18 protein-coding genes and 1 tRNA gene are annotated in these 19047 nt (G+C 56.0%); 16 read left to right on the top strand and 3 right to left on the bottom strand.

Features of this window, described 5'->3' with window-relative positions:
* Positions 1-137 precede the first annotated feature (137 nt).
* A tRNA-Phe gene (locus SB719_RS06475) sits at positions 138-213 on the top strand.
* A gap of 268 nt (positions 214-481) precedes the next feature.
* Entirely contained in the window at positions 482-1675 is a 1194-nt protein-coding gene (locus SB719_RS06470) for an MFS transporter (protein ID WP_065648205.1), read from the top strand.
* A 104-nt stretch (positions 1676-1779) separates the two neighbouring features.
* Here the strand turns inward: SB719_RS06470 and SB719_RS06465 are convergent, their stop codons facing one another.
* A complete protein-coding gene (locus tag SB719_RS06465; RefSeq protein ID WP_039380127.1) occupies positions 1780-2286 on the bottom strand; it encodes a ferritin-like domain-containing protein in 507 nt (168 codons plus the stop codon).
* Between the two features lie 18 nt (positions 2287-2304).
* The gene (locus SB719_RS06460) at positions 2305-2502 is read right to left on the bottom strand and encodes a general stress protein (RefSeq protein WP_065648206.1); all 198 of its coding nucleotides are present in this window, start codon (positions 2500-2502) and stop codon (positions 2305-2307) included.
* A gap of 565 nt (positions 2503-3067) precedes the next feature.
* Between SB719_RS06460 and SB719_RS06455 the strand changes: the two genes are divergently transcribed.
* From SB719_RS06455 to SB719_RS06410, 10 genes are all read left to right on the top strand, one after another.
* A complete protein-coding gene (locus SB719_RS06455; RefSeq protein WP_065648207.1) occupies positions 3068-4027 on the top strand; it encodes a LysR family transcriptional regulator in 960 nt (319 codons plus the stop codon).
* 246 nt (positions 4028-4273) lie between these two features.
* Entirely contained in the window at positions 4274-5728 is a 1455-nt protein-coding gene (locus SB719_RS06450) for an NAD(P)-binding domain-containing protein (protein WP_412159048.1), read from the top strand.
* Positions 5725-6207: a CMD domain-containing protein gene (locus tag SB719_RS06445; protein WP_293006111.1), complete on the top strand. Its 483-nt coding sequence runs from the start codon at positions 5725-5727 to the stop codon at positions 6205-6207. The genes SB719_RS06450 and SB719_RS06445 overlap by 4 nt, the downstream gene beginning before the upstream one ends.
* Positions 6204-6770 carry a peroxidase-related enzyme gene (locus tag SB719_RS06440; protein ID WP_304236382.1) on the top strand — a complete coding sequence of 189 codons (567 nt, stop codon included), beginning with the start codon at positions 6204-6206 and terminating at the stop codon, positions 6768-6770. The genes SB719_RS06445 and SB719_RS06440 overlap by 4 nt, the downstream gene beginning before the upstream one ends.
* A gap of 9 nt (positions 6771-6779) precedes the next feature.
* Positions 6780-7517: an amino acid ABC transporter ATP-binding protein gene (locus SB719_RS06435; protein WP_065648210.1), complete on the top strand. Its 738-nt coding sequence runs from the start codon at positions 6780-6782 to the stop codon at positions 7515-7517.
* Between the two features lie 20 nt (positions 7518-7537).
* A complete protein-coding gene (locus tag SB719_RS06430; protein ID WP_304236386.1) occupies positions 7538-8353 on the top strand; it encodes a transporter substrate-binding domain-containing protein in 816 nt (271 codons plus the stop codon).
* 86 nt (positions 8354-8439) lie between these two features.
* Positions 8440-9126: an amino acid ABC transporter permease gene (locus tag SB719_RS06425; RefSeq protein ID WP_206099892.1), complete on the top strand. Its 687-nt coding sequence runs from the start codon at positions 8440-8442 to the stop codon at positions 9124-9126.
* 14 nt (positions 9127-9140) lie between these two features.
* A complete protein-coding gene (locus SB719_RS06420) occupies positions 9141-9833 on the top strand; it encodes an amino acid ABC transporter permease (RefSeq protein WP_065648213.1) in 693 nt (230 codons plus the stop codon).
* 933 nt (positions 9834-10766) lie between these two features.
* Positions 10767-11738, top strand: a complete 972-nt coding sequence (locus SB719_RS06415) for a diguanylate cyclase domain-containing protein (protein WP_412159047.1) — start codon at positions 10767-10769, stop codon at positions 11736-11738.
* A 124-nt stretch (positions 11739-11862) separates the two neighbouring features.
* Positions 11863-12687, top strand: coding sequence for an alpha/beta fold hydrolase (locus SB719_RS06410; protein WP_065648215.1), 825 nt, complete (start codon positions 11863-11865; stop codon positions 12685-12687).
* A gap of 45 nt (positions 12688-12732) precedes the next feature.
* On the opposite strand, the gene treF is transcribed toward SB719_RS06410, so the two are convergent.
* Positions 12733-14391 carry an alpha,alpha-trehalase TreF gene (gene treF, locus SB719_RS06405; RefSeq protein ID WP_304236063.1) on the bottom strand — a complete coding sequence of 553 codons (1659 nt, stop codon included), beginning with the start codon at positions 14389-14391 and terminating at the stop codon, positions 12733-12735.
* Between the two features lie 834 nt (positions 14392-15225).
* Here treF and SB719_RS06400 point away from each other — a divergent pair.
* The 4 genes from SB719_RS06400 to SB719_RS06385 all read left to right on the top strand — a co-directional run bounded on the left by SB719_RS06400 (position 15226) and on the right by SB719_RS06385 (position 18885).
* Positions 15226-16650, top strand: a complete 1425-nt coding sequence (locus SB719_RS06400) for a cytochrome ubiquinol oxidase subunit I (RefSeq protein WP_039380115.1) — start codon at positions 15226-15228, stop codon at positions 16648-16650.
* Positions 16651-17655: a cytochrome d ubiquinol oxidase subunit II gene (gene cydB / locus SB719_RS06395; RefSeq protein WP_039380114.1), complete on the top strand. Its 1005-nt coding sequence runs from the start codon at positions 16651-16653 to the stop codon at positions 17653-17655. It abuts the gene before it with no gap.
* A gap of 22 nt (positions 17656-17677) precedes the next feature.
* A complete protein-coding gene (locus tag SB719_RS06390) occupies positions 17678-17824 on the top strand; it encodes a DUF2474 domain-containing protein (protein WP_369826793.1) in 147 nt (48 codons plus the stop codon).
* Positions 17825-18018: 194 nt separating this feature from the next.
* Complete coding sequence (locus tag SB719_RS06385; RefSeq protein WP_065648216.1) at positions 18019-18885, top strand: helix-turn-helix domain-containing protein; 867 nt, start codon at positions 18019-18021, stop codon at positions 18883-18885.
* Positions 18886-19047: the final 162 nt, after the last annotated feature.

The raw sequence follows: 19047 nt of genomic DNA, 5'->3' as shown, positions 1-19047 counted from the left end.
TCCATCGCAGCAGCGCAGCAGAGTGTGTCAAAATTTAAGCAGCACGCACCGCGGCTGCTCTAAAAGTCATCAGTCAGCGCGTATTTGCTGAAAAGCGTTTGACGCTGCGGCCGGCGTAGGGTTTAATGCGCCCCGTTGCCCGAATAGCTCAGTCGGTAGAGCAGCGGATTGAAAATCCGCGTGTCCCTGGTTCGATTCCGGGTTCGGGCACCAAAATTCAGAAAACCCGGCCTTATGGCCGGGTTTTTGCTTTTCAGCACGCTCATACTTCGCTCTGCGCTTCAGCATATATCCTTCGCTCAACCCTCTGACGCTGTCAGCCTACGCTTACCTGCAGCTGCATAATTGCATGCAGACACAGGCAGCCCGGATGGCTGCGCATATTGCTTTCATTTGGTTACTTTTACGTTTCGTGACTTTTCCTGAATTTTTGCCATTACTTAACAGGCTGACTCTCACTAAAAAATCAGGAACACGAGCAATGCCGATACGATCGCTGCAGGCGCTTTGTCTGGTGAGCTTTTTTCTCGCTGACGTGCGAGACGGGCTGGGCCCTTTTCTGGGGATCTTTTTAACGCAGCGTGACTGGCAGCCAAACGACGTCGGTCTGGTGATGACAGCGGGCGGCCTGGCCGGGCTTATCGCCACGCTGCCGGCCGGTATTATTACGGATGCGACGCGCTACAAACGTCTGCTGCTGCTGTGCGGCTGCGCGCTGATCACCGTTGCCACGCTGTGGCTCTGGTACTCACAGCAAACCTGGGTGGTGGCCACTACGCAGATTATCAGCGGGGTTTCTGCCGCGTTTATTGCACCGGTGCTGGCAGGGATCACGCTGGGTCTGGCCGGGCAGCGCGGCTTTAACCGGCAGATGGGGCGAAACGAAGCGTTTAATCACGCCGGAAACATGAGCGCGGCGCTGATTGCCGGTGCAGCGACCTGGTACTGGGGTACCGGTTCGGTGTTTATTCTGATGACAGCAATGGCGCTGCTGACCTCACTGGCTATCCTGGCTATCCGCGGAAACGATATTGATCATCAGGCGGCGCGCGGTCTGGATGCATCTGCAGGCAGCGCAGTTCCGCGCCTCTCCGACCTGACGCGCAACGCGCCGCTGATGACCACAGGTATCACGCTGCTGCTGTTTCACCTGGCGAATGCAGCCCTGCTGCCGATGCTCAGTATGCGTGTGGCCGCTTCACCGGGTGGCATGAACCCCGGTGTCTACGCTGCGGCGACCGTGATTATCTCGCAGGCGGTGATGATCCCGGTGGCGCTGTGGACGGCCGCGCGCGCTGAGACGCTGGGGTATCAGCGTCTCATTATGCTGGCACTGCTGCTGCTGCCGGTACGCGCGATGCTCGCCGCCAGTTTTACCGATCCCTGGCTGATGATCCCGGTTCAGATACTGGACGGCATTGCAGCCGGTACGCTGGGCGTTGCGGTGCCAGGCTACATTGTGCAGCTGCTGCGCGGCAGCGGACACGTTAATGCCGGGCAGAGTGCGGTGATGCTGATGCAGGGCGCAGGTGCCGCATTGAGTCCGGCGCTGACCGGCATGATTGTCAGGCACTACTCCTATAGCGTGGCGTTTAGCACGCTGAGCGTGATTGCGCTGACAGCGCTGCTGATCTGGTGGCAGGGAAGACGATTAGCACTGGCCAATGAGGCATAAAAAAAGCCAGCACAGAAGCAACATTACTGTGCTGGCTGGCCAGCTGGCCGATAGATAATATGCAATGTCAAAGTCTGGGGAAGAAAATCAAAGCGCAGCTAACGCTATTTCTTTGCTTCTACGCCCGGTGTACTGGAGCGGATAAGAAACTGTTTTGTAACGTCGCCTAAGTGGTTGGCAGTCCAGTCGGCCATCGCCTGTTCCTGCTCGCGAATGCGGGTAAAAATTGACACGCTTTCACTGTCGTTAAGCTGTTCCGCCGCCGCGATCAGCGCGGTGTAATTCGCGATCTCAAAGTTCTCAAAAACGTTGCCGCTGATAGCGCCTTTAACCACCTCATCTTCAGTCATCATGCCACCGACTGCCTGGCCAAACGCCGACAATTTTCCTGCGGCATCTTTGATCACTGAACGGGACGTGTCATAACGGTCGATTACGCTCTGCACCAGCTGCTGCTGCTCACGTGTTTCATCGATATGCTGCTCAATACGCGCTTTAAGATCGGGATAGTGCTCGAGCCGGGCTGCCATTTTTTCCAGCATGCTCTCAGCCTGCTTCTCCATAGCGTGTGCATCTCTGACCCAGTCAATAAAGTGTTCTTCGTAAGTCATTAGATTCTCCCGTTAATGTTAAGCCTGTGCACTCTGTGCAGCGTCTTTATCTGTGGTACGACGACTTTTCTTACCCCCCTTGCGGCCCGCTTCAATTGCGCGCTCAGGGTTATTGCGAAAGTTACCGCCGCTGACCTGACCGCCTTTTTTCCCCGCCTCGCGGGCGCGTTCAGGATTCATGGCAAAATTGCCGGCACCACCACGTGGATTGCTCATCATTTACTCCTCAGAGGGTAAGGCATATTAAAGTATTTAGTTTGCAACTTAAGGTTAGCGTTATTTCCCGGATTCACAAGTACACCAGCCAGGAATAATCTTAATTGGCTTTTTTATATTTTTTTGTTTTTTTGCCGGCCTGATTTATAAGAGCTCAATTCTTTTTCTGTACAAAGAAATATTATTTGTACAATCAATTACGCTTCGCTTTTTTTTGAAATTTGTTGTTTATTTTTATTGTTTTACATCCGTTAGCAGTGTTTCTGCTAACTTGTACAATTTTACCATGTACTGTACAGATTTATATTACCGGGTGAGAGCATATCGTATGAGGAAAATTAAGCGCAGCGGTGGGGAATATTGCAGAAATTTAACATGTCACTTTTTATCCGTTGATTTTGTCTGACTGAAATCATTCCAGCGAAGGCAATAATATATTCTGGAGTGGCCATTACATAAATAGCAACTTTCAGGTTGTGCAGTGACTTATCGGGTCTCTGCCCCTTATGATGGCACTATCACTTATGCTCAGCCTGGTGAACAACCATGCAGGAACCACTACGTAATGAACTTACTCAACGATCTTGATTTGCGTCAGCTGGAAGCGTTCGCGGCGGTCATTGCAGCGGGCAGTGTTACCGCAGCAGCCAAAGCGCTGAATCGCTCACAGCCTGTGGTTTCACGCCAGCTGCAGGAGCTGGAACTCTCCCTGGGTTATCCGCTGTTTATCCGTAATGGCCCGCGCATTCATCCTTCAGAAGAGGCGCTGCAGCTACATCAGTATGTGCAGAAAGCACTGCTCTCTTTGCAGCAGATCCGGCTGCGCGCGCAGGAGATAGCGCAGCAGCAGCAGCGTCCGCTCAGTATTGCGGCTACGCCAGCGCTGGCGGCAGGACTGCTGCCGCAGGCGCTGGCAGCGATTGGCCTGCACAACAAAGTACAGATTATCAGTGAGTCTGCTGCGCAAACGGCGCACGCGGTGATCACCGCCGAGGCGGACATCGGCCTCTGCAGCCTGCCGCTGGAGCATGATGCGGTGGTACTGCACTGGATTGGCCACGCGCGCTGTGTGGTGGCGCTGCCGGATAGCGATCCACTTGCGGCGCAGCCGCAGGTGTCGCTCAGCCAGCTGGCAGGCCGGCGACTTATCGCACCCTGGAATCCGCAGCGCCTGCGCGGGCGTTATGAAAAAGCGCTAAAGCGCGTGAATACGCCGCTGCCGGAAACCATTGAAACAAATTCATCAGCAAATATTCTTGGCTGCGTTCGTGCCGGGCTGGGCGTGGCGATTCTGGAACCGGTATCCGGCTGGGGAATACCGCTGGCAGGCGTCACTATTTGTACGCTGGAAGAGGATATTCCCTACTATTTTGGCGTGGTCACGCCACAGGGACGTCAGATCACCGCAGCCGCACAGGCGCTGGTAGAGGCGCTCGCTACTGCGGCTGCCTCCCTGTTACCCGATTTTCAGCGGCTGGCCTCCAGCGAACACACCCGCGTCATGCGGCTTATCAATCAGCTTTAGCACGGCTGAATGGCGCAGTGACGGGCTTATAACTATTCCGGCATAAGATATAAGAAATCCATTGGTTAAATGCTGAGCGCTATTATTGACTCCGCCCGGTCGCAGGAGGAGTATGCAAAGCCTCAGCTTTTACTATGCGTATTAACAATCATTAGCCGGTAACTATGTGTTATCAGGATAATAAATCCGGCGGTTGTGGGTATGCGTTTGACAGCGTTTTTTGCGCTGACATCAGGGGATACTTATATGACTTCAGCTGCCGATGGTCTGGCTGCGCTGGAAGCTCAGCTACAGCAGGACCTGGAATACCTTGAACTGCCCGCAAAACCCTGGGTGCCTGTGCACACGGCTTATGACCAGCCGGTGCGCGATGTCGTCGTGATCGGTGCCGGAATGTGCGGCCTGGCGGCGACGGCCCGGCTGCAGCTGGCGGGCATCACCAATAGCATCGCTTACGACACTGCACCAGCAGGAGAGGAGGGGCCGTGGGTCACGTTTGCCCGCATGGAGACGCTGCGTTCCCCTAAATCGCTGCAGGGACCGGCACTCGGTCTGGCCTCGCTGACCTTTCGCGCATGGTACACCGCGCAGTGGGGAAAAGCGGCATGGCAGGCGCTGGACAAAATCCCGAAAGAGATGTGGATGAACTATCTGGTCTGGTACCGGCAGGTACTCAATCTGCCGGTACAGAACGGCGTCCGCGTTACCGCCATTGAACCTGCCGGATCGCTGATTGCGCTGACGCTGGAAGGCGCCACGCCGGCACGCGTTTATACCCGCCGGCTGGTACTGGCAACCGGCCGTTCCGGCCTGGGCGGCGTTGCCGTGCCATCCTTTTTACAGGGTGTCGATCGCCGCTTCTGGGCACACTCCGCCGACAACATCAACTTCAGTGCGCTGCAGGATAAGCGGGTTGCGGTGATCGGAGCCGGTGCCTCTTCGATGGATAATGCCGCAACCGCGCTGGAGCAGGGCGCTGCCAGGGTGGATCTGCTGATTCGTCGTCAGGCGATGCCGCGCATTAATAAGATGACCGGCATCGGCAGTCAGGGCGTGGTACACGGTATGTATCAGCTGCCGGATGCGTGGAAATGGGCGTTTGTAGAGTATACCGCCACCACCCAGACGCCGCCGCCGCGCGCCTCCACCCTGCGCGTTTCACGCCACACCAATGCCCGTTTTCTGCTGAACTGCGCCATTAATGCCGTCAGGCCTGAAGGCGATGAGCTGGTGATTGAGACAACCCAGGGGCCGCTGCGCTATGACTACCTGATCGCTGCCACCGGCTTCAGCAATGACTTCAGCGGCAGATCCGAATTTGCTGCCATCGCCCCGCATATCCGTCGCTGGGCAGATGGTCGTTATCAGCCTGCCATGGGGCCGGCCCGCCAGAACATGCTGGAAGCGCCCGACCTCGGACCCGGATTTGAATTTCGCGAGCGTACGCCTGGTGCCTGCCCAATGCTTTCACACATTCACTGTTTCAATGATGCCGCCATGCTGACGCACGGCAAAGTCTCCGGTGATATCCCTGCGGTAAGCGCCGGTGCCGATCGACTGGTGCGGGCAATTGCCGCCTCGCTGTTTGCCGAGGACGTGGAGCAGCACTATGCCAGCCTGCAGGCGTATGACATCCCTGAATTACAGGGAGATGAATGGGTGGACGCCACCCCCTTACTGAATCAGGAGAATGCGTTATGAGTGACGCTATCGATCGCGCCGCCGGGCTGACCCCTGACGCGGCGCTCTACCAGACGCGGCGCCTGCGACCGGAATTTGTTGATGGCGCAGAGGCATGCCGTCGCTCCGTGCTGACACCGGAAGATGACCAGGGCCTCTCCGCAGCCCTGCGGCTGGCGCTGGCACAGCGTATGGCACGGCTGAATCAGGATAGCGCGCTGGAGCAGGCGTATCAGCATGAACTGGCGCAGCTGCAGCCGGCAGATGAGCTGCTGGCGCTGGCAGAAGGCGCGATGCCGGCAAGTGAACCGCTGGCGACGATTGTCCGTCATACCGATCTGATTACATGCCAGCCGGTGCAGGCCACAGAACAGCATATCCGGCTGCTGGAGCAGGCGGGACTGAATAATCCGCAGATTGTGGCGCTTTCTGAGCTTATTGCCTTTATTAACTTCCAGACGCGCGTTGCGGCTGGTCTGCGCCTGCTGAGGTCAGCATGATCCCTTCTGTTTCCCTGAAGCCGCTGCACTGGCACCCCTATATTGCGCCGGTGAGCGTAGACGACGCCACGCCTGCCCAGCGCGATGCGATGAAAATCACACCGTCTAACAAGAAGGTGTCGGAGTATGTCCGCACGCTGGTACACGATCCGGAAAGCTACACCGCACGCACCGGGCTGTTCAACGCCATCATGTATGTTGAGGGCGGCCTGGATCGCGCCGATCGTGAGCTGGGTGCGCTGGGCGCGTCAATCGTGAACGGCTGCCGCTACTGCGCGGTGGTGCATGCGCGCCGGCACGTGCAGCTGGCTGATAACGACGCGGTGGTCAGTGCAATCTATTTTGACCGCGCTGATGCCCTGGGCGAGCGCGATGCAGCGATCTACCGCTTTGCCCGCCGCCTGTCGGTCACGCCAGCCGAAGCGACGGCAGAAGATATTGCGCCGCTGCGTGCGGCCGGAATGGACGATCGGGAGATTATCGACCTGATCCATGCTATCGCCATCTTTGGCTGGGCCAACCGTCTGATGCATGTGCTGGGCCATGCTGACCTGAATAAATAGGGCAACGCCATGTTAGAACTTAATAATATTACGCTCGCCTATGGCAACAACCCGATTCTGAAAGGGGTCGATCTGACGGTAAAGCGGGGCGATGTGGTGTCAATTATCGGGCCAAGCGGCACCGGTAAAACCACGCTGCTGCGCTGCATTAATTATCTGGCGAAACCCTCAGCGGGGACGATCGCGCTCGATCAGATCCGCATGGACTATCGCAAACCGGATAAAGCGGCGATCCAGGCGATCCGCCTGCGGACCGCGATGGTTTTTCAGCAGTTCAACGTCTTTAAGAACATGACGGTGCTGGAGAATGTGATGGATCCGCTGATCGTGATCCAGCGCAAAAGCCGCCAGGAGGCGCGGACCATCGCGCTTGAGGAGCTGGAACGGGTCGGACTCGGCGCGAAAGCCGATCACTATCCTTCCCAGCTCTCCGGCGGACAGCTGCAGCGCACCGGTATTGCCCGCGCGCTGGCGGTGCGGCCGGAGGTGATCCTGTTTGACGAACCGACGTCCTCACTGGATCCGGAACTGGTGGGCGAGGTGCTGAAGGTGATTAAAGATGTCACTTCTTCAGGCATTACCTCGCTGCTGGTCACGCATGAAATGCAGTTTGCGAAAAGTGTCTCTAACCGCATTGTATTTATGGATCAGGGTGTGGTCGCCGCGCAGGGAACGCCGGCGGAGATGTTTGAAAACCCGACCCTGCCACGGCTTGCCCAGTTTCTCAGCTCAGAACGCGTATTCTAATAATCAGAGGAGTGAAGATCATGCCTGCACTTAAAACAACATTACGTCGCCTGGCTGCGCCCGGCATCATCGCACTGGCGCTGGTCAGCGGCAGCAGCTTTGCCGACGCGGTACGCACCGTCAAAATCGCTACCGCTGCAGAGTCCAAGCCGCTCTCCTGGGGCGCGATTGGTCATGAGCCGCAGGGCTATGAGCCCGACGTGCTGAAAGCGATTAATGCCAGACTGCCGCAGTACAAATTTGTGATGGAAGGCGCAGCGGATATCGCTCAGGAGACGGGGCTGGCAACCGGCAAATATGATATGGCAACCGGCGGCTATTATAAGGCCCCGGCGCGCAGCAAACAGTTCCTCATCCCGGACGCACCGATGGGCGCCAGCCTGATGAAGATCTACAGCCGCAGCGACAGCACCATTCAGGGCATGAAAGATCTGGTGGGTAAAAAAATTGTCCCGGTGACCGCGGGGGGCGGGGTCTATAAGTTTGTGACGCAGTGGCAGCAGGATAATCCGGACGACAAAATCGCCATCAAAGCCTCCAGTGCTGGCGTGCCTTATCCGGATCGCCTGAAAGAAGTGCAGAACGGCAAGTATGATGCGCTGATCCTGCCATCAAACCTCGGCGAGCAGACGGTTATTGATAACCAGAAGCTGGCTATCAAAGCGAGCGAGCCGGTGGCGATTAACAACACCTATGTGCTGCTGCATCGTTCAGCAGAGAATCAGGCGCTGAGCAAAGACATTACCAGGGCGCTGCAGGACCTCAAAGCGGACGGCACGCTGGATAAGCTGGCGCAGAAGTGGTTTGGTGAAGACGTCACGAAATATATGCAGTAACGGATTCACAAGCAGATACCGCGCCGGCTCTCTGGCAGGCGCGGCTCTATAGTAAGCAGGAGTGTTTCACCGTGAATCTATCCGCCATGATCCCCGAGCTGTTATCAGCGCTGCCGCTGACGCTCGGTATTATGTTTGTTGCGATGCTGGCTGGCTTTGTCCTGGCGCTGATCGCGACGCTGTTCCGCGTCCGTCGTATTCCGCTGGTGAGCCAGCTGGCCGATCTGTACGTCTCCTATGCGCGCAGCGTGCCGGTGGTTCTGCAGCTGTTTGTCGCGTTCTATGGCCTGCCGCTGATGACACAGCAGCTTGGTTTTACTGATTTTGTCTCTCCCAATCTGGCGGCCATGATTGGCCTGAGCTTCTACCATGGCGGCTATCTTTCCGAAGTCATGCGTCCGGCATTTCTGGCGGTAGAGCGCGGTCAGCACGATGCGGCGGACAGCCTGGGTTACGGCTTTCGTCACAAGATGCTGCGTGTGGTAGGACCGCAGGCGGTGCACTTTGCGCTGCCGGGCTACGGTAACGCGATCATTTACCTGATCCATAACGTTGCGCTGGTGATGTATATCGGTGCCGCCGATGTGATGGCAACGGCGCATCTGATTATGGAGCGCGACTATAACCAGTATCAGTTTGGGACCTATCTGGTACTGGCGGTGATCTATTCGCTGCTCTGTCTGGTCGCCTGGCTGATTATTCGTTTCTTTGAACAGCGTCATGCGAAGTACAGCGCCAAAGCGGCGCGCGTCAAGCTGACCGCCAGCGTCTGAGCAGGAGAGCGCGCATGTTTGATACTGAAGTACTACTGCCCGATTTCTGGAGCATTCTGGATGCAGTCCCGGTTACGCTGCTGATGGCGGTAACGGTGTTTATCTGTTCCACGCTGCTGGGCGGACTGTTTGCGTATATCGAGCATCAGCGTATTCCGCTGCTGCGTCAGCTGGTGACGGTTTACAAAATTGCCTTTAAAGGCGTGCCGATGGTGGTGGTGATTTTTCTCGCCTACTACGGCCTGCCATCCGCGCTGCACTTTTTCGCTACGCTGTTTAACGTTGAGGTGAATGCTCACTCCCTGCCTAACTGGGTGATTATCATCGTCGCGCTGAGCGCCTGCGTGGCCGCGTTTCAGGCGGAAGTGTGGAAAGGGGCGCTGAACTCGTTTGACAGCGGTCAGTCCGACGCCGCGCTATCGCTGGGCTACAGCGGCGGTCAGCTGTTCCGGCGCGTGATGTTCCCTCAAATCATCGTGGCGGCGATCCCGGATCTGGCCAACGCCTTTATGGTGATTATGAAAGCGCTGTCGCTCGCTTTTGCTATCGAAGTGGTGGATATCTTTGCGCAGGCGCAGCTGACGGCGGCGCTGAACTTCTACTATCTCGAAGCGTTTCTGATTGCCGTGGTGTTTTATATGGTGATCGCCTGGGTGGTGACAAAGGTCGCCGATCTGATTGAAGCGCGGCTGCGCGTCAGGACCTGAGAGAAGAGGGCATTCGCCACGGGCGCCGGTTCCGGGACGGGCGCCGGTTCCGTTCGGCACGGGGGCCGGTTCCGTTCGCCGTCAGCGGCGGCAGCTGCCTCTGCCCCGGCACGGCGACCGGGCAGAGGACGCCTGGCCGCGCCCTCTGCACTCCCCGGCCCTGCGCCAGCCCCGCCCGCCGCTGCGCGGTTCCCTCGCTCACGCCCGCTTCCCGGGGACCGGCCGCCATTCGCTCCTGCTCACCGCGCCCTTTCGCCGACGTCCTGTCGGCTCATCCCGGAACCGCGCCCTCCCCCGGCGGACCCGGATGGCGCTTCCCGCCGCTGCCACATTTTTCTCTTTCTTACGTTTTTTATGGCTGAGGGTTTGGCGAAGAAGTTTCAGCGCACACTAAACCAATTTTAAAAAAGAAACGGAGAATTTGCAGACGGGGAGGGGGCGCCATCCGCAGCGCCGGGCGCAGCGTGACGGCCAGGGCGAGCCGGCAGGACGCCGGCGAGAGTGCGGGGTGAGCAGGAGCGAATCCGCGCGGTCCGTTAAGGCCGGAGGGATGAGGCCGGGAATTCGCGAGGACGGCGCGGGGCGCGGATTGCTAAGGGGCGCGCCCACCCGCCCCTTAGCCCGTCCGCATGCGGAAATGCCGCTGAAACTGCCAGAAGCCTGGCGGGCGGAACCCTCTCAGTGCCGCGCACTGCCGCCTACACCCCTGCGCTGGCGGGCGGAACCCCCTCAGAGCCCCGCGCTGCTCAGCGCATAACCCCCGCGCTGCCGCGTCCCTCCCCAGCAGACAAAGCAAACTGAAAACCGGCCAATAATGCGCCATTACTCCTGCGGTTGGGACAATTTTCCGAAACTCGTCGGCTTTTCACCTGTTCTGTTTACAGGAAATTCAGGACAGGCAAAATAGCGTTTATTTTCTCACCATAATTGACTATGTCTGAAGAAGCCCTGCGTCAGCAGATCCAGAACCTGAAAAAACACAACGCGCGCCTGAAGCGTATTGCGCATGATGCGCGCAATAAACTCAGCGCCGCGCTGGATGGCACCGGACTCTGCCTGTGGCAGCTGGATATTCCCAGCGGCAAACTGGTGATTTTCAACCGGCGCTGGGGGGCAATGCTCGGCTTTCAGCCTAAGGAAACAAAAGCGCGCTTTGAGGCCTGGCGGGAATGTCTGCATCCGGAGGATGCCGATGAGGTGCTGCGGGCGTTTTACGATCATATCGAAGGGCGGGCGCCGTGGTATGAGGCGCTGCACCGCATGATTGGGAAAGATGGCAAAATCACCTGGGTGCTGGACCGCGGTCGCGTCAGCGACTGGGATGAGGCGGGTAATCCGCTGCGTGTGACCGGTACGCATATCGATATGACCAAAGAGAAAAATTATGAGGCCCAGCTTGCGCTGCTGGCGCATCACGATCCGCTGACCGGCCTGGCCAATCGCCATGCGCTCTCTGTTCAGTTTGCGCAGATGCAGGCCGAAGGGCCGCTCTGCGTGGCGTTCATTGATCTGGACAACTTCAAACACGTCAATGATACGCTTGGTCATCGCAGCGGTGATGAAGTGCTGATCCAGCTCAGCCAGCGAATGCTGGATTGTCTGCCGCCTGTGGTGCTGGCGGGCAGGCTCGGCGGTGATGAGTTTGTGCTGCTGATGCCGTTTCTGATCGAGTATTCCAAAGTGCGGCTTCTGGCGCAGGCCGTGCTGGAGGCAGCGCTGCAGCCGTTTGATGTGGACAACGGCCTCGCACAGATTGGCGCCTCAATCGGGGTGGCACCGGTACGGGCAAAAGAGAGTTTTGATGATGCGCTGAAGCGGGCCGATGAGGTGATGTATCAGGTGAAGCGCAACGGAAAGCAGGGCATCAGGCTTGCTGCCTGCGGGCAGGAGAGACGCAACATTTAATCATTAAACGCTTCCGCTGCGATCCCTGTCCGCTTAAAGCGCCTAAACTTGCTTGTGGATACTGTTACGGCGCCCTCCCGCCGGCAGTAAAACGGCCTGTTATCGACCACGCACGGAGAATGATATGAGCACCTTTCAGACTAAAGATGGCGTTACGCTCTGGTTTAAAGACTGGGGCAGCGGCCAGCCAGTGCTGTTCAGCCACGGCTGGCCGCTGGATGCAGATATGTGGGACAGCCAGCTTAACTTTCTGGCGGAGCGGGGCTATCGCGTTATCGCATTTGACCGTCGCGGTTTTGGCCGCTCAGAGCAGCCGTGGGAAGGGTACAACTATGATACCTTCGCTGATGATATCCATGATCTGATTGAACATCTTCAGCTGGAAGAGATTACGCTGGTAGGGTTTTCAATGGGCGGGGGCGATGTCACGCGCTACATTGGCCGCTACGGCAGCGCGAAAGTAAAATCGCTGGTGCTGCTGGGTGCCGTGACGCCGGTATTCGGCAGGAAAGCGGATCACCCGGAAGGGCCGGAACAGGCAGTATTTGATGATATCCGGGCGGGATTACGTCAGGACCGCGCACAGTTCATCAGCGATTTCGCCACGCCGTTTTATGGCCTGAATGCCGGACAGCAGGTATCAGACGGGGTGCTGACCCAGACGCTCAATATCGCGCTGCTCGCTTCGCTGAAAGGCACTATCGACTGCGTTACCGCGTTTGCAGAAACGGACTTCCGGGATGATATCGCTAAGGTCGATGTGCCCACGCTGGTGATCCACGGCAGCAACGATCAGGTCGTACCCTTTGAGGCGACGGGCAAGCTGGCGCATGAGATGATTAAAGATTCGCAGCTCAAAGTGTATGACAACGCACCGCACGGCTTTGCTGTCACCCATCAGGATCAGCTGAACGCCGACCTGCTCGCCTTTTTGCAGCAGCAGAAATAAAAAAAGGTCGCCTGCGGGCGACCTCCTCTGAACTGCAGGGCAGAGTTAATCTGCCAGCAGATGACCATACATCGTCAGCAGACGACGCGTCACGCCGTTGGTCCAGCCAAAACCGTCCTGCAGCGGATATTCGCCGCCGCCGCCCGGACGCGCCCGATCGCCGCTGATATCATATTTCTCAACCAGCTTGTGATGCAGCGAGTAGAAGTTTTTCACCGTCGTCAGCCAGTTCACCGCAATCTCAGTGGCCAGCGTCTCTTCACCGTAATGATTCAGCCCCACTACGGCCATCCACTGCAGCGGTGCCCAGGCGTTAGGCGCATCCCACTGCTCGCCGCTTTCAACCATAGACGTCAGCAGCCCGCCCTGGGTCAGCAGCAGCTGGCGCAGCGCAATCGCCTGCAAATGCGCCTGCTCAGGTGAGGCCAGGCCGAGGAACAGCGGCACGACTGCAGCTGCAGTAAATGCGCCAAACCGCTCATTGCGCCAGTCGTAATCGCGATAGACGCCTGCGGTGGTATCCCACAGATAACGGTTAATTGCCTGCTTGCGCGCATCCGCTTTTTTCTGCCACGCCAGTGCCGTCAGCTCTTCACCCCGGGCGTGCGACAGCGTCGAGATCATCAGTTCCAGTTTGTAGAGAAACGCATTGAGATCGACCGGGATAAACTGCGTAGTACGGATACTCGCCAGCCGCTGCGGATCGCGCAGCCAGCGCGAAGAGTAATCCCAGCCGGATGCAGCACCGGCGCGCAAATCGCGGTAAACCTCATTAGCCGGACGGCTCGACTTGCTGGCCGTCTCCACATCTTCCATCCAGGATTCATCACGCGGCGTATCACGATCGTCCCAGTAGCGGTTGAGCAGCGAGCCATCAGGCATGCGCACAACGTGACGATAAGCCTGATGCGGCATCAGCTCACCTGCACCATCCATCCAGAACTGATACTCTTTCATCAGCTGGTCAAGGTAGCGTTTTGCACCGCGAATGCCATCCTCTTCAAACAGCTCCACCATCAGAGCAAATACCGGTGGCTGCGAGCGGCTGAGATAGTAAGTGCGATTCCCGTTAGGAATATGACCGTAGTTATCAATCAGCCAGGCAAAATTGTCCGCCATATGACGCAGCAGATCGTCACGTCCGGCATCCGCCAGTCCCAGCATGCTAAAATAGGAGTCCCAGTAGTAGGTTTCACCAAAGCGGCCACCGGGCACGACATACGGTTTGGGCAGCGGCAGCAGTGAAGAGTGCGGCATATGCTGCTGAGGCATTTTAGTCAGCACCGGCCACAAGTCATCGATATGCTCTGTCAGCGTTTTATCCGGATTAGAGACATAAAAGCTCTCATTTACCTGCGGCAGATAAAAATGTTCATGAATGAACTTTTCCAGATCGAGATCGCCTGCGCGCTTACGACGACGATAGCGGATAAGAATATCCAGCGGATCGAATTTAGGCGCGCAGTCAGGAAACGTTTTGCTGTCAGCAAAAATATGCGATGTCTGAACATGCTCAAACATTTCCAGATAGCGATCGGCAGGTGTCAGCGCATCCGGTGCCGGCAGTCCCTGAATCAGCTCAGGTTCTGGCTCCGAATCTTCTGCGCCTTCACGTACAAACTCATGAGGATCGTATTGATACTCCAGATCAGCATGGGCTTCGTGTTCCCCGAACACATGGCGTGGCTGGTGGTTAGTATTAATAACGGCCTCCTGAAATTCCTGGTTGCTCAAAAGACAAATTATAGAGGGTTCGCGGTGGCAGACAACAATGCGAAATATCTATGAACGTAATAAATATTGTCGATGGATCGCCATTTTTACCTTTTTTGCAATATTAACAACGGCCTGTATTTAAAGATATTTAAGGTGTTTCTTAAATATACCTTCAGAAAGTGCACCGGATTAATCTGCAAATAAGAAAATCGCCAATTTCATGCGCCGCTTGCTCGTTTTTCTTGATCAATTTATGCGATTTTTTTCCGCTTCCGGCAGTAAAATAGCGATGCTTTAGCCGTCCGGATGCCTGTACGTCTGTAAGCTGTCAAAAGGAGTCGCGGCGGGAGATGCTGTACAACATGAGCAAGGGTGAGAACGGTGGTTATTAATTACCTTTCGTTATAACAGGATTTTTTTTAATTTTAATTTAACTAAAAATCTGGCGTGCAATAATTTTTACACTGCGCTGGTGCCTACATCAGACTGCCGTTTTGGTTGTTACCTTAATTAACAATTAAATGAACTGCTTAAACAAGTATTGCCTTTTTTAACCGCTACTATTAATAACAACATTGTCACAATAGAGCAGGATAATTAACCTTAACTCAGTGATTTTAAACAGATAGTTTCTCGCAAAAACAATGATCTTAATCAAGATTTACTGGTATAGTTTTATTCACTCCTTCTTTTCCGTTTGTTCCTGCCGGGTTCCTTACATTTGGCGGGAATCGATGACGGCGTAGCAGAAATTATTCTGCGCGCCATCTTTGTTAATAATAAGTAAAAATTCCGCGTAATTTTGTGGCAATGAGGTAAGCAATGTTTGGATTAGATGCTTTTCATCTGGCCAGGATACAGTTCGCGTTTACTGTCTCCTTCCATATTATCTTCCCGGCCATCACTATCGGGCTTGCCAGCTTTCTGGCGGTGCTTGAAGGGATGTGGCTGAAAACCCGTAATGAAACCTACCGCGATCTCTATCACTTCTGGTCGAAAGTGTTTGCGGTGAACTTCGGCATGGGGGTGGTCTCGGGTCTGGTTATGGCCTATCAGTTCGGGACCAACTGGAGCGGGTTCTCACAGTTTGCCGGGAGTATTACCGGTCCGCTGCTGACCTACGAGGTGCTGACTGCCTTCTTCCTTGAGGCGGGCTTCCTCGGCGTGATGCTGTTTGGCTGGAACCGCGTCGGACCGGGCCTGCACTTCTTCGCCACCTGTATGGTCGCGTTGGGTACGCTGATCTCCACGTTCTGGATCCTGGCGTCAAACAGCTGGATGCATACGCCGCAGGGCTACATCATCCAGAATGGCATTGTGGTGCCGGAAGACTGGTTCAAAATTGTCTTTAACCCCTCATTCCCTTATCGCCTGTTCCATATGTCGGTTGCGGCATTCCTCGCCAGCGCCTTCTTTGTGGGCGCGTCCGGGGCATGGCATCTGCTGCGCGGCAATGACAATCCGGCAATCCGCAAGATGTTCTCCATGGCGCTGTGGATGGCGCTGATTGTTGCTCCGATTCAGGCGATGATTGGCGATGCGCACGGTTTGAACACGCTGGAGCATCAGCCGGCAAAAATTGCCGCCATTGAAGGACACTGGGAAAACCCGCCGGGTGAAGCCACGCCGCTGATCCTGTTTGGTATTCCGGATATGGAAGAGGAGCGTACAAAATATGCGCTGGAAATCCCTTATCTCGGCAGCCTGATCCTGACGCACAGTCTTGATAAACAGGTTCCGGCACTGAAAACCTTCCCGAAAGAAGATCGGCCTAATTCGCTGGTGATCTTCTGGTCGTTTCGCGTCATGGTGGCGATGGGGCTGCTGATGATCACGCTCGGCGTGTTCAGCCTGTGGCTGCGCTATAAACAGCGTCTCTACAGCTCACGGCCGTTCCTGTGGTTTGCGCTGCTGATGGGACCCTCGGGCCTGATCGCGATTCTTGCTGGCTGGTTCACCACTGAAATCGGACGTCAGCCGTGGGTGGTTTACGGCGTGCAGCGCACAATTGATGCGGTCTCAGCACACGGCGACCTGCATATGAGTATCAGCCTGCTGGCCTTTATCCTGGTCTACTCCTCAGTGTTTGGCGTGGGCTATGTCTATATGATGCGCCTGATCAAAAAAGGTCCGCACACCGGTGAAGGGAAAGATGTCCGTCACGGTGGTCCGGGTCAGGATAAGACGCCAGCGCGCCCGCTCTCTGCTGCACATGAGAGCCTGGATGCTTCGCAGGAGGGTAAATAAATGATCGATTTTTCCGTTATCTGGTTCGCCATCATCGTCTTTGCGACGCTGATGTATATCGTGATGGATGGCTTCGACCTGGGCATCGGTATTCTGTTTCCGTTTAACAAAGATGCTGTTGAGCGCGACATGATGGTGAACACCGTGGCGCCGGTCTGGGATGGTAATGAAACCTGGCTGGTGCTGGGTGGCGCAGGGCTGTATGGCGCCTTTCCGCTCGCCTATGCGGTGATTGCTGACGCACTGGCTATCCCGCTGACGGCAATGCTGATCGGCCTGATTTTCCGCGGTGTGGCGTTTGAGTTTCGCTTTAAGGCGACCGAAGAGCATCGTGCATTCTGGGATAAATCGTTTATTGCCGGCTCGCTGCTGGCAACCTTCAGCCAGGGCGTGGCGGTGGGTGCGATGATCAACGGTTTCCCTGTTAAGGGACGTGAGTTTGCCGGTTCAGCTCTCGACTGGCTGGCCCCGTTCCCGCTGTTCTGCGGCGTGGGTCTGGTGGTGGCCTATGCGCTGCTGGGCTGCACCTGGCTTATCATGAAAACCGAAAACGAACTGCACCGTAAAATGTCTGCACTGGCTACGCCGCTGGTGATTGCGCTGCTGGTGATCGTCGGCATTATCAGCCTGTGGACACCGTTTGCTCATGAAGCGATATCGCAGCGCTGGTTTACCCGGCCAAACCTGTTCTGGTTCCTGCCGGTTCCGGTACTGGTTCTGCTCTGCTCGTGGGGCATTATGCGCGCCATCAAACGCGAGGCGCACTACTCGCCGTTCCTGCTGACGCTGGCGCTGATTTTCCTCGGCTTCTCTGGCCTGGGCATTAGCGTCTGGCCGAATATTATTCCGCCGTCCGTAACCATCTGGGAAGCCGCATCGCCACCGCAGAGCCAGGCCTTTATGCTGGTCGGTAGCCTGCTGATTATTCCGATGATCCTGGGCTACACCTTCTGGAGCTACTATGTGTTCCGCGGAAAAATCAAAGCTGATGCAGGATACCATTGAGATGCAAACGGAGGTCAGCAACATGAAACAGCACACTGAACACAAAGCGCCGCTCTGGAAGCGGGTGATGTGGCTGGTGATCATCTATGGTGCAAGCGTGCTGGCACTTGGCGTGGTGGCATCTCTGTTTCGTATGATGATGACCGCGGCAGGTATGCGCTCGCATTAATATCTGGCTGTAGCAGAGCGGCACGGTACAGCGTGCCGCTCGCATTACATCAAAAAAAGTTAGTAACCTAAGCAATTAGTGCGCCGCCCTGACCGGATCCTTTACTCTTCCTTACGTTTGTTAGGCGATTTTGTTATATTTATGTGACAAATAACGCATTAATACGCGCTTTCCTGACTCATTCAATTAGAACCATGCTTAGTCTGAACCTGAAAAAGCAGTATATCTCTGACCTGGTTGACTGGATTGAAGCCAACCTGACAGATGAGCTTAATATCGATCTTATCACCCTGAAATCAGGCTATTCCAAATGGCATATGCAGCGTATGTTCAAGGAGATGACCGGCCAGACGCTGGCCTCCTATACGCGCAAGCGTCGCCTGACCTTATCTGCTATGGCGCTTCGCTTAACCAGCATGCCGCTGATCGACATCGCCGTGCGTTTTGGCTTCGACAATCAGCAAAATTTCACCCGCGTGTTCAAAAGCCATTTTTCGCTGACGCCTGGCGCTTATCGTCGTATTCCGGAAATGCGCATGAAAGCATTTCACAGCCGTATTTCTGCGCCGCGTCCTTGGGTCAAAACACGGCTGGCCGAAAAGCCGGAAATTCGTCTGAGCGGGGAAGTGGTGGAGTGGGAGTGCCGCTTTGGTGAATATATTGACCATCATAATCATATCGTGGCGCAGTATACACGCGACTTCATCGCCTTTGCCGGCCAGCACGCCACGCGCGGCTGGCTCGGTTTCCAGTTCAGTCCGGGCGTCAGCTCGCTCGATCAGCAGCATATCAGTCTGTTTCAGGCGCTGGAGAGTGAACACGCTGCTGTTTTACCGCAGCACGTGCAGAACTGGACCGGCGAGAGCGGGCTCTATGCAGAGATCGACTGGCATGGCGCACCGGAAGAGATCAACGCCTTTACCGCTGAGATTTATTACAACCATCTGCCGGCACTCGGTGTGGCGCGCCGGCCCGGTAAAGATCTGCTCAGGCTCGATTTGAAATACAGTACGCCACAATTGCTTCAGGGCACCTTTCATATTCCGGTTGCACTGGAATAAACAGCAAATTGTGCGGTGAAATGTGACAAACCGCAAAATTTTATAAACCCTGCGGCGGTAGCGGCGTAAAATTCTGCTTCGAAGCCCGGTCTGCCGCGTTACGCGCGGGTAGCACAGCATCAGGCTGGATAACGCTCTGCATTCCCGATCCGCTCCGGATCT

Source organism: Pantoea sp. SIMBA_079 (assembly GCF_046940275.1).
In the GTDB taxonomy this organism is placed as follows: Bacteria; Pseudomonadota; Gammaproteobacteria; order Enterobacterales; family Enterobacteriaceae; genus Pantoea; species Pantoea borealis.
Note: the sequence above shows the minus strand (reverse complement) of the source record. Positions and strands in the feature narration are given on the sequence as shown.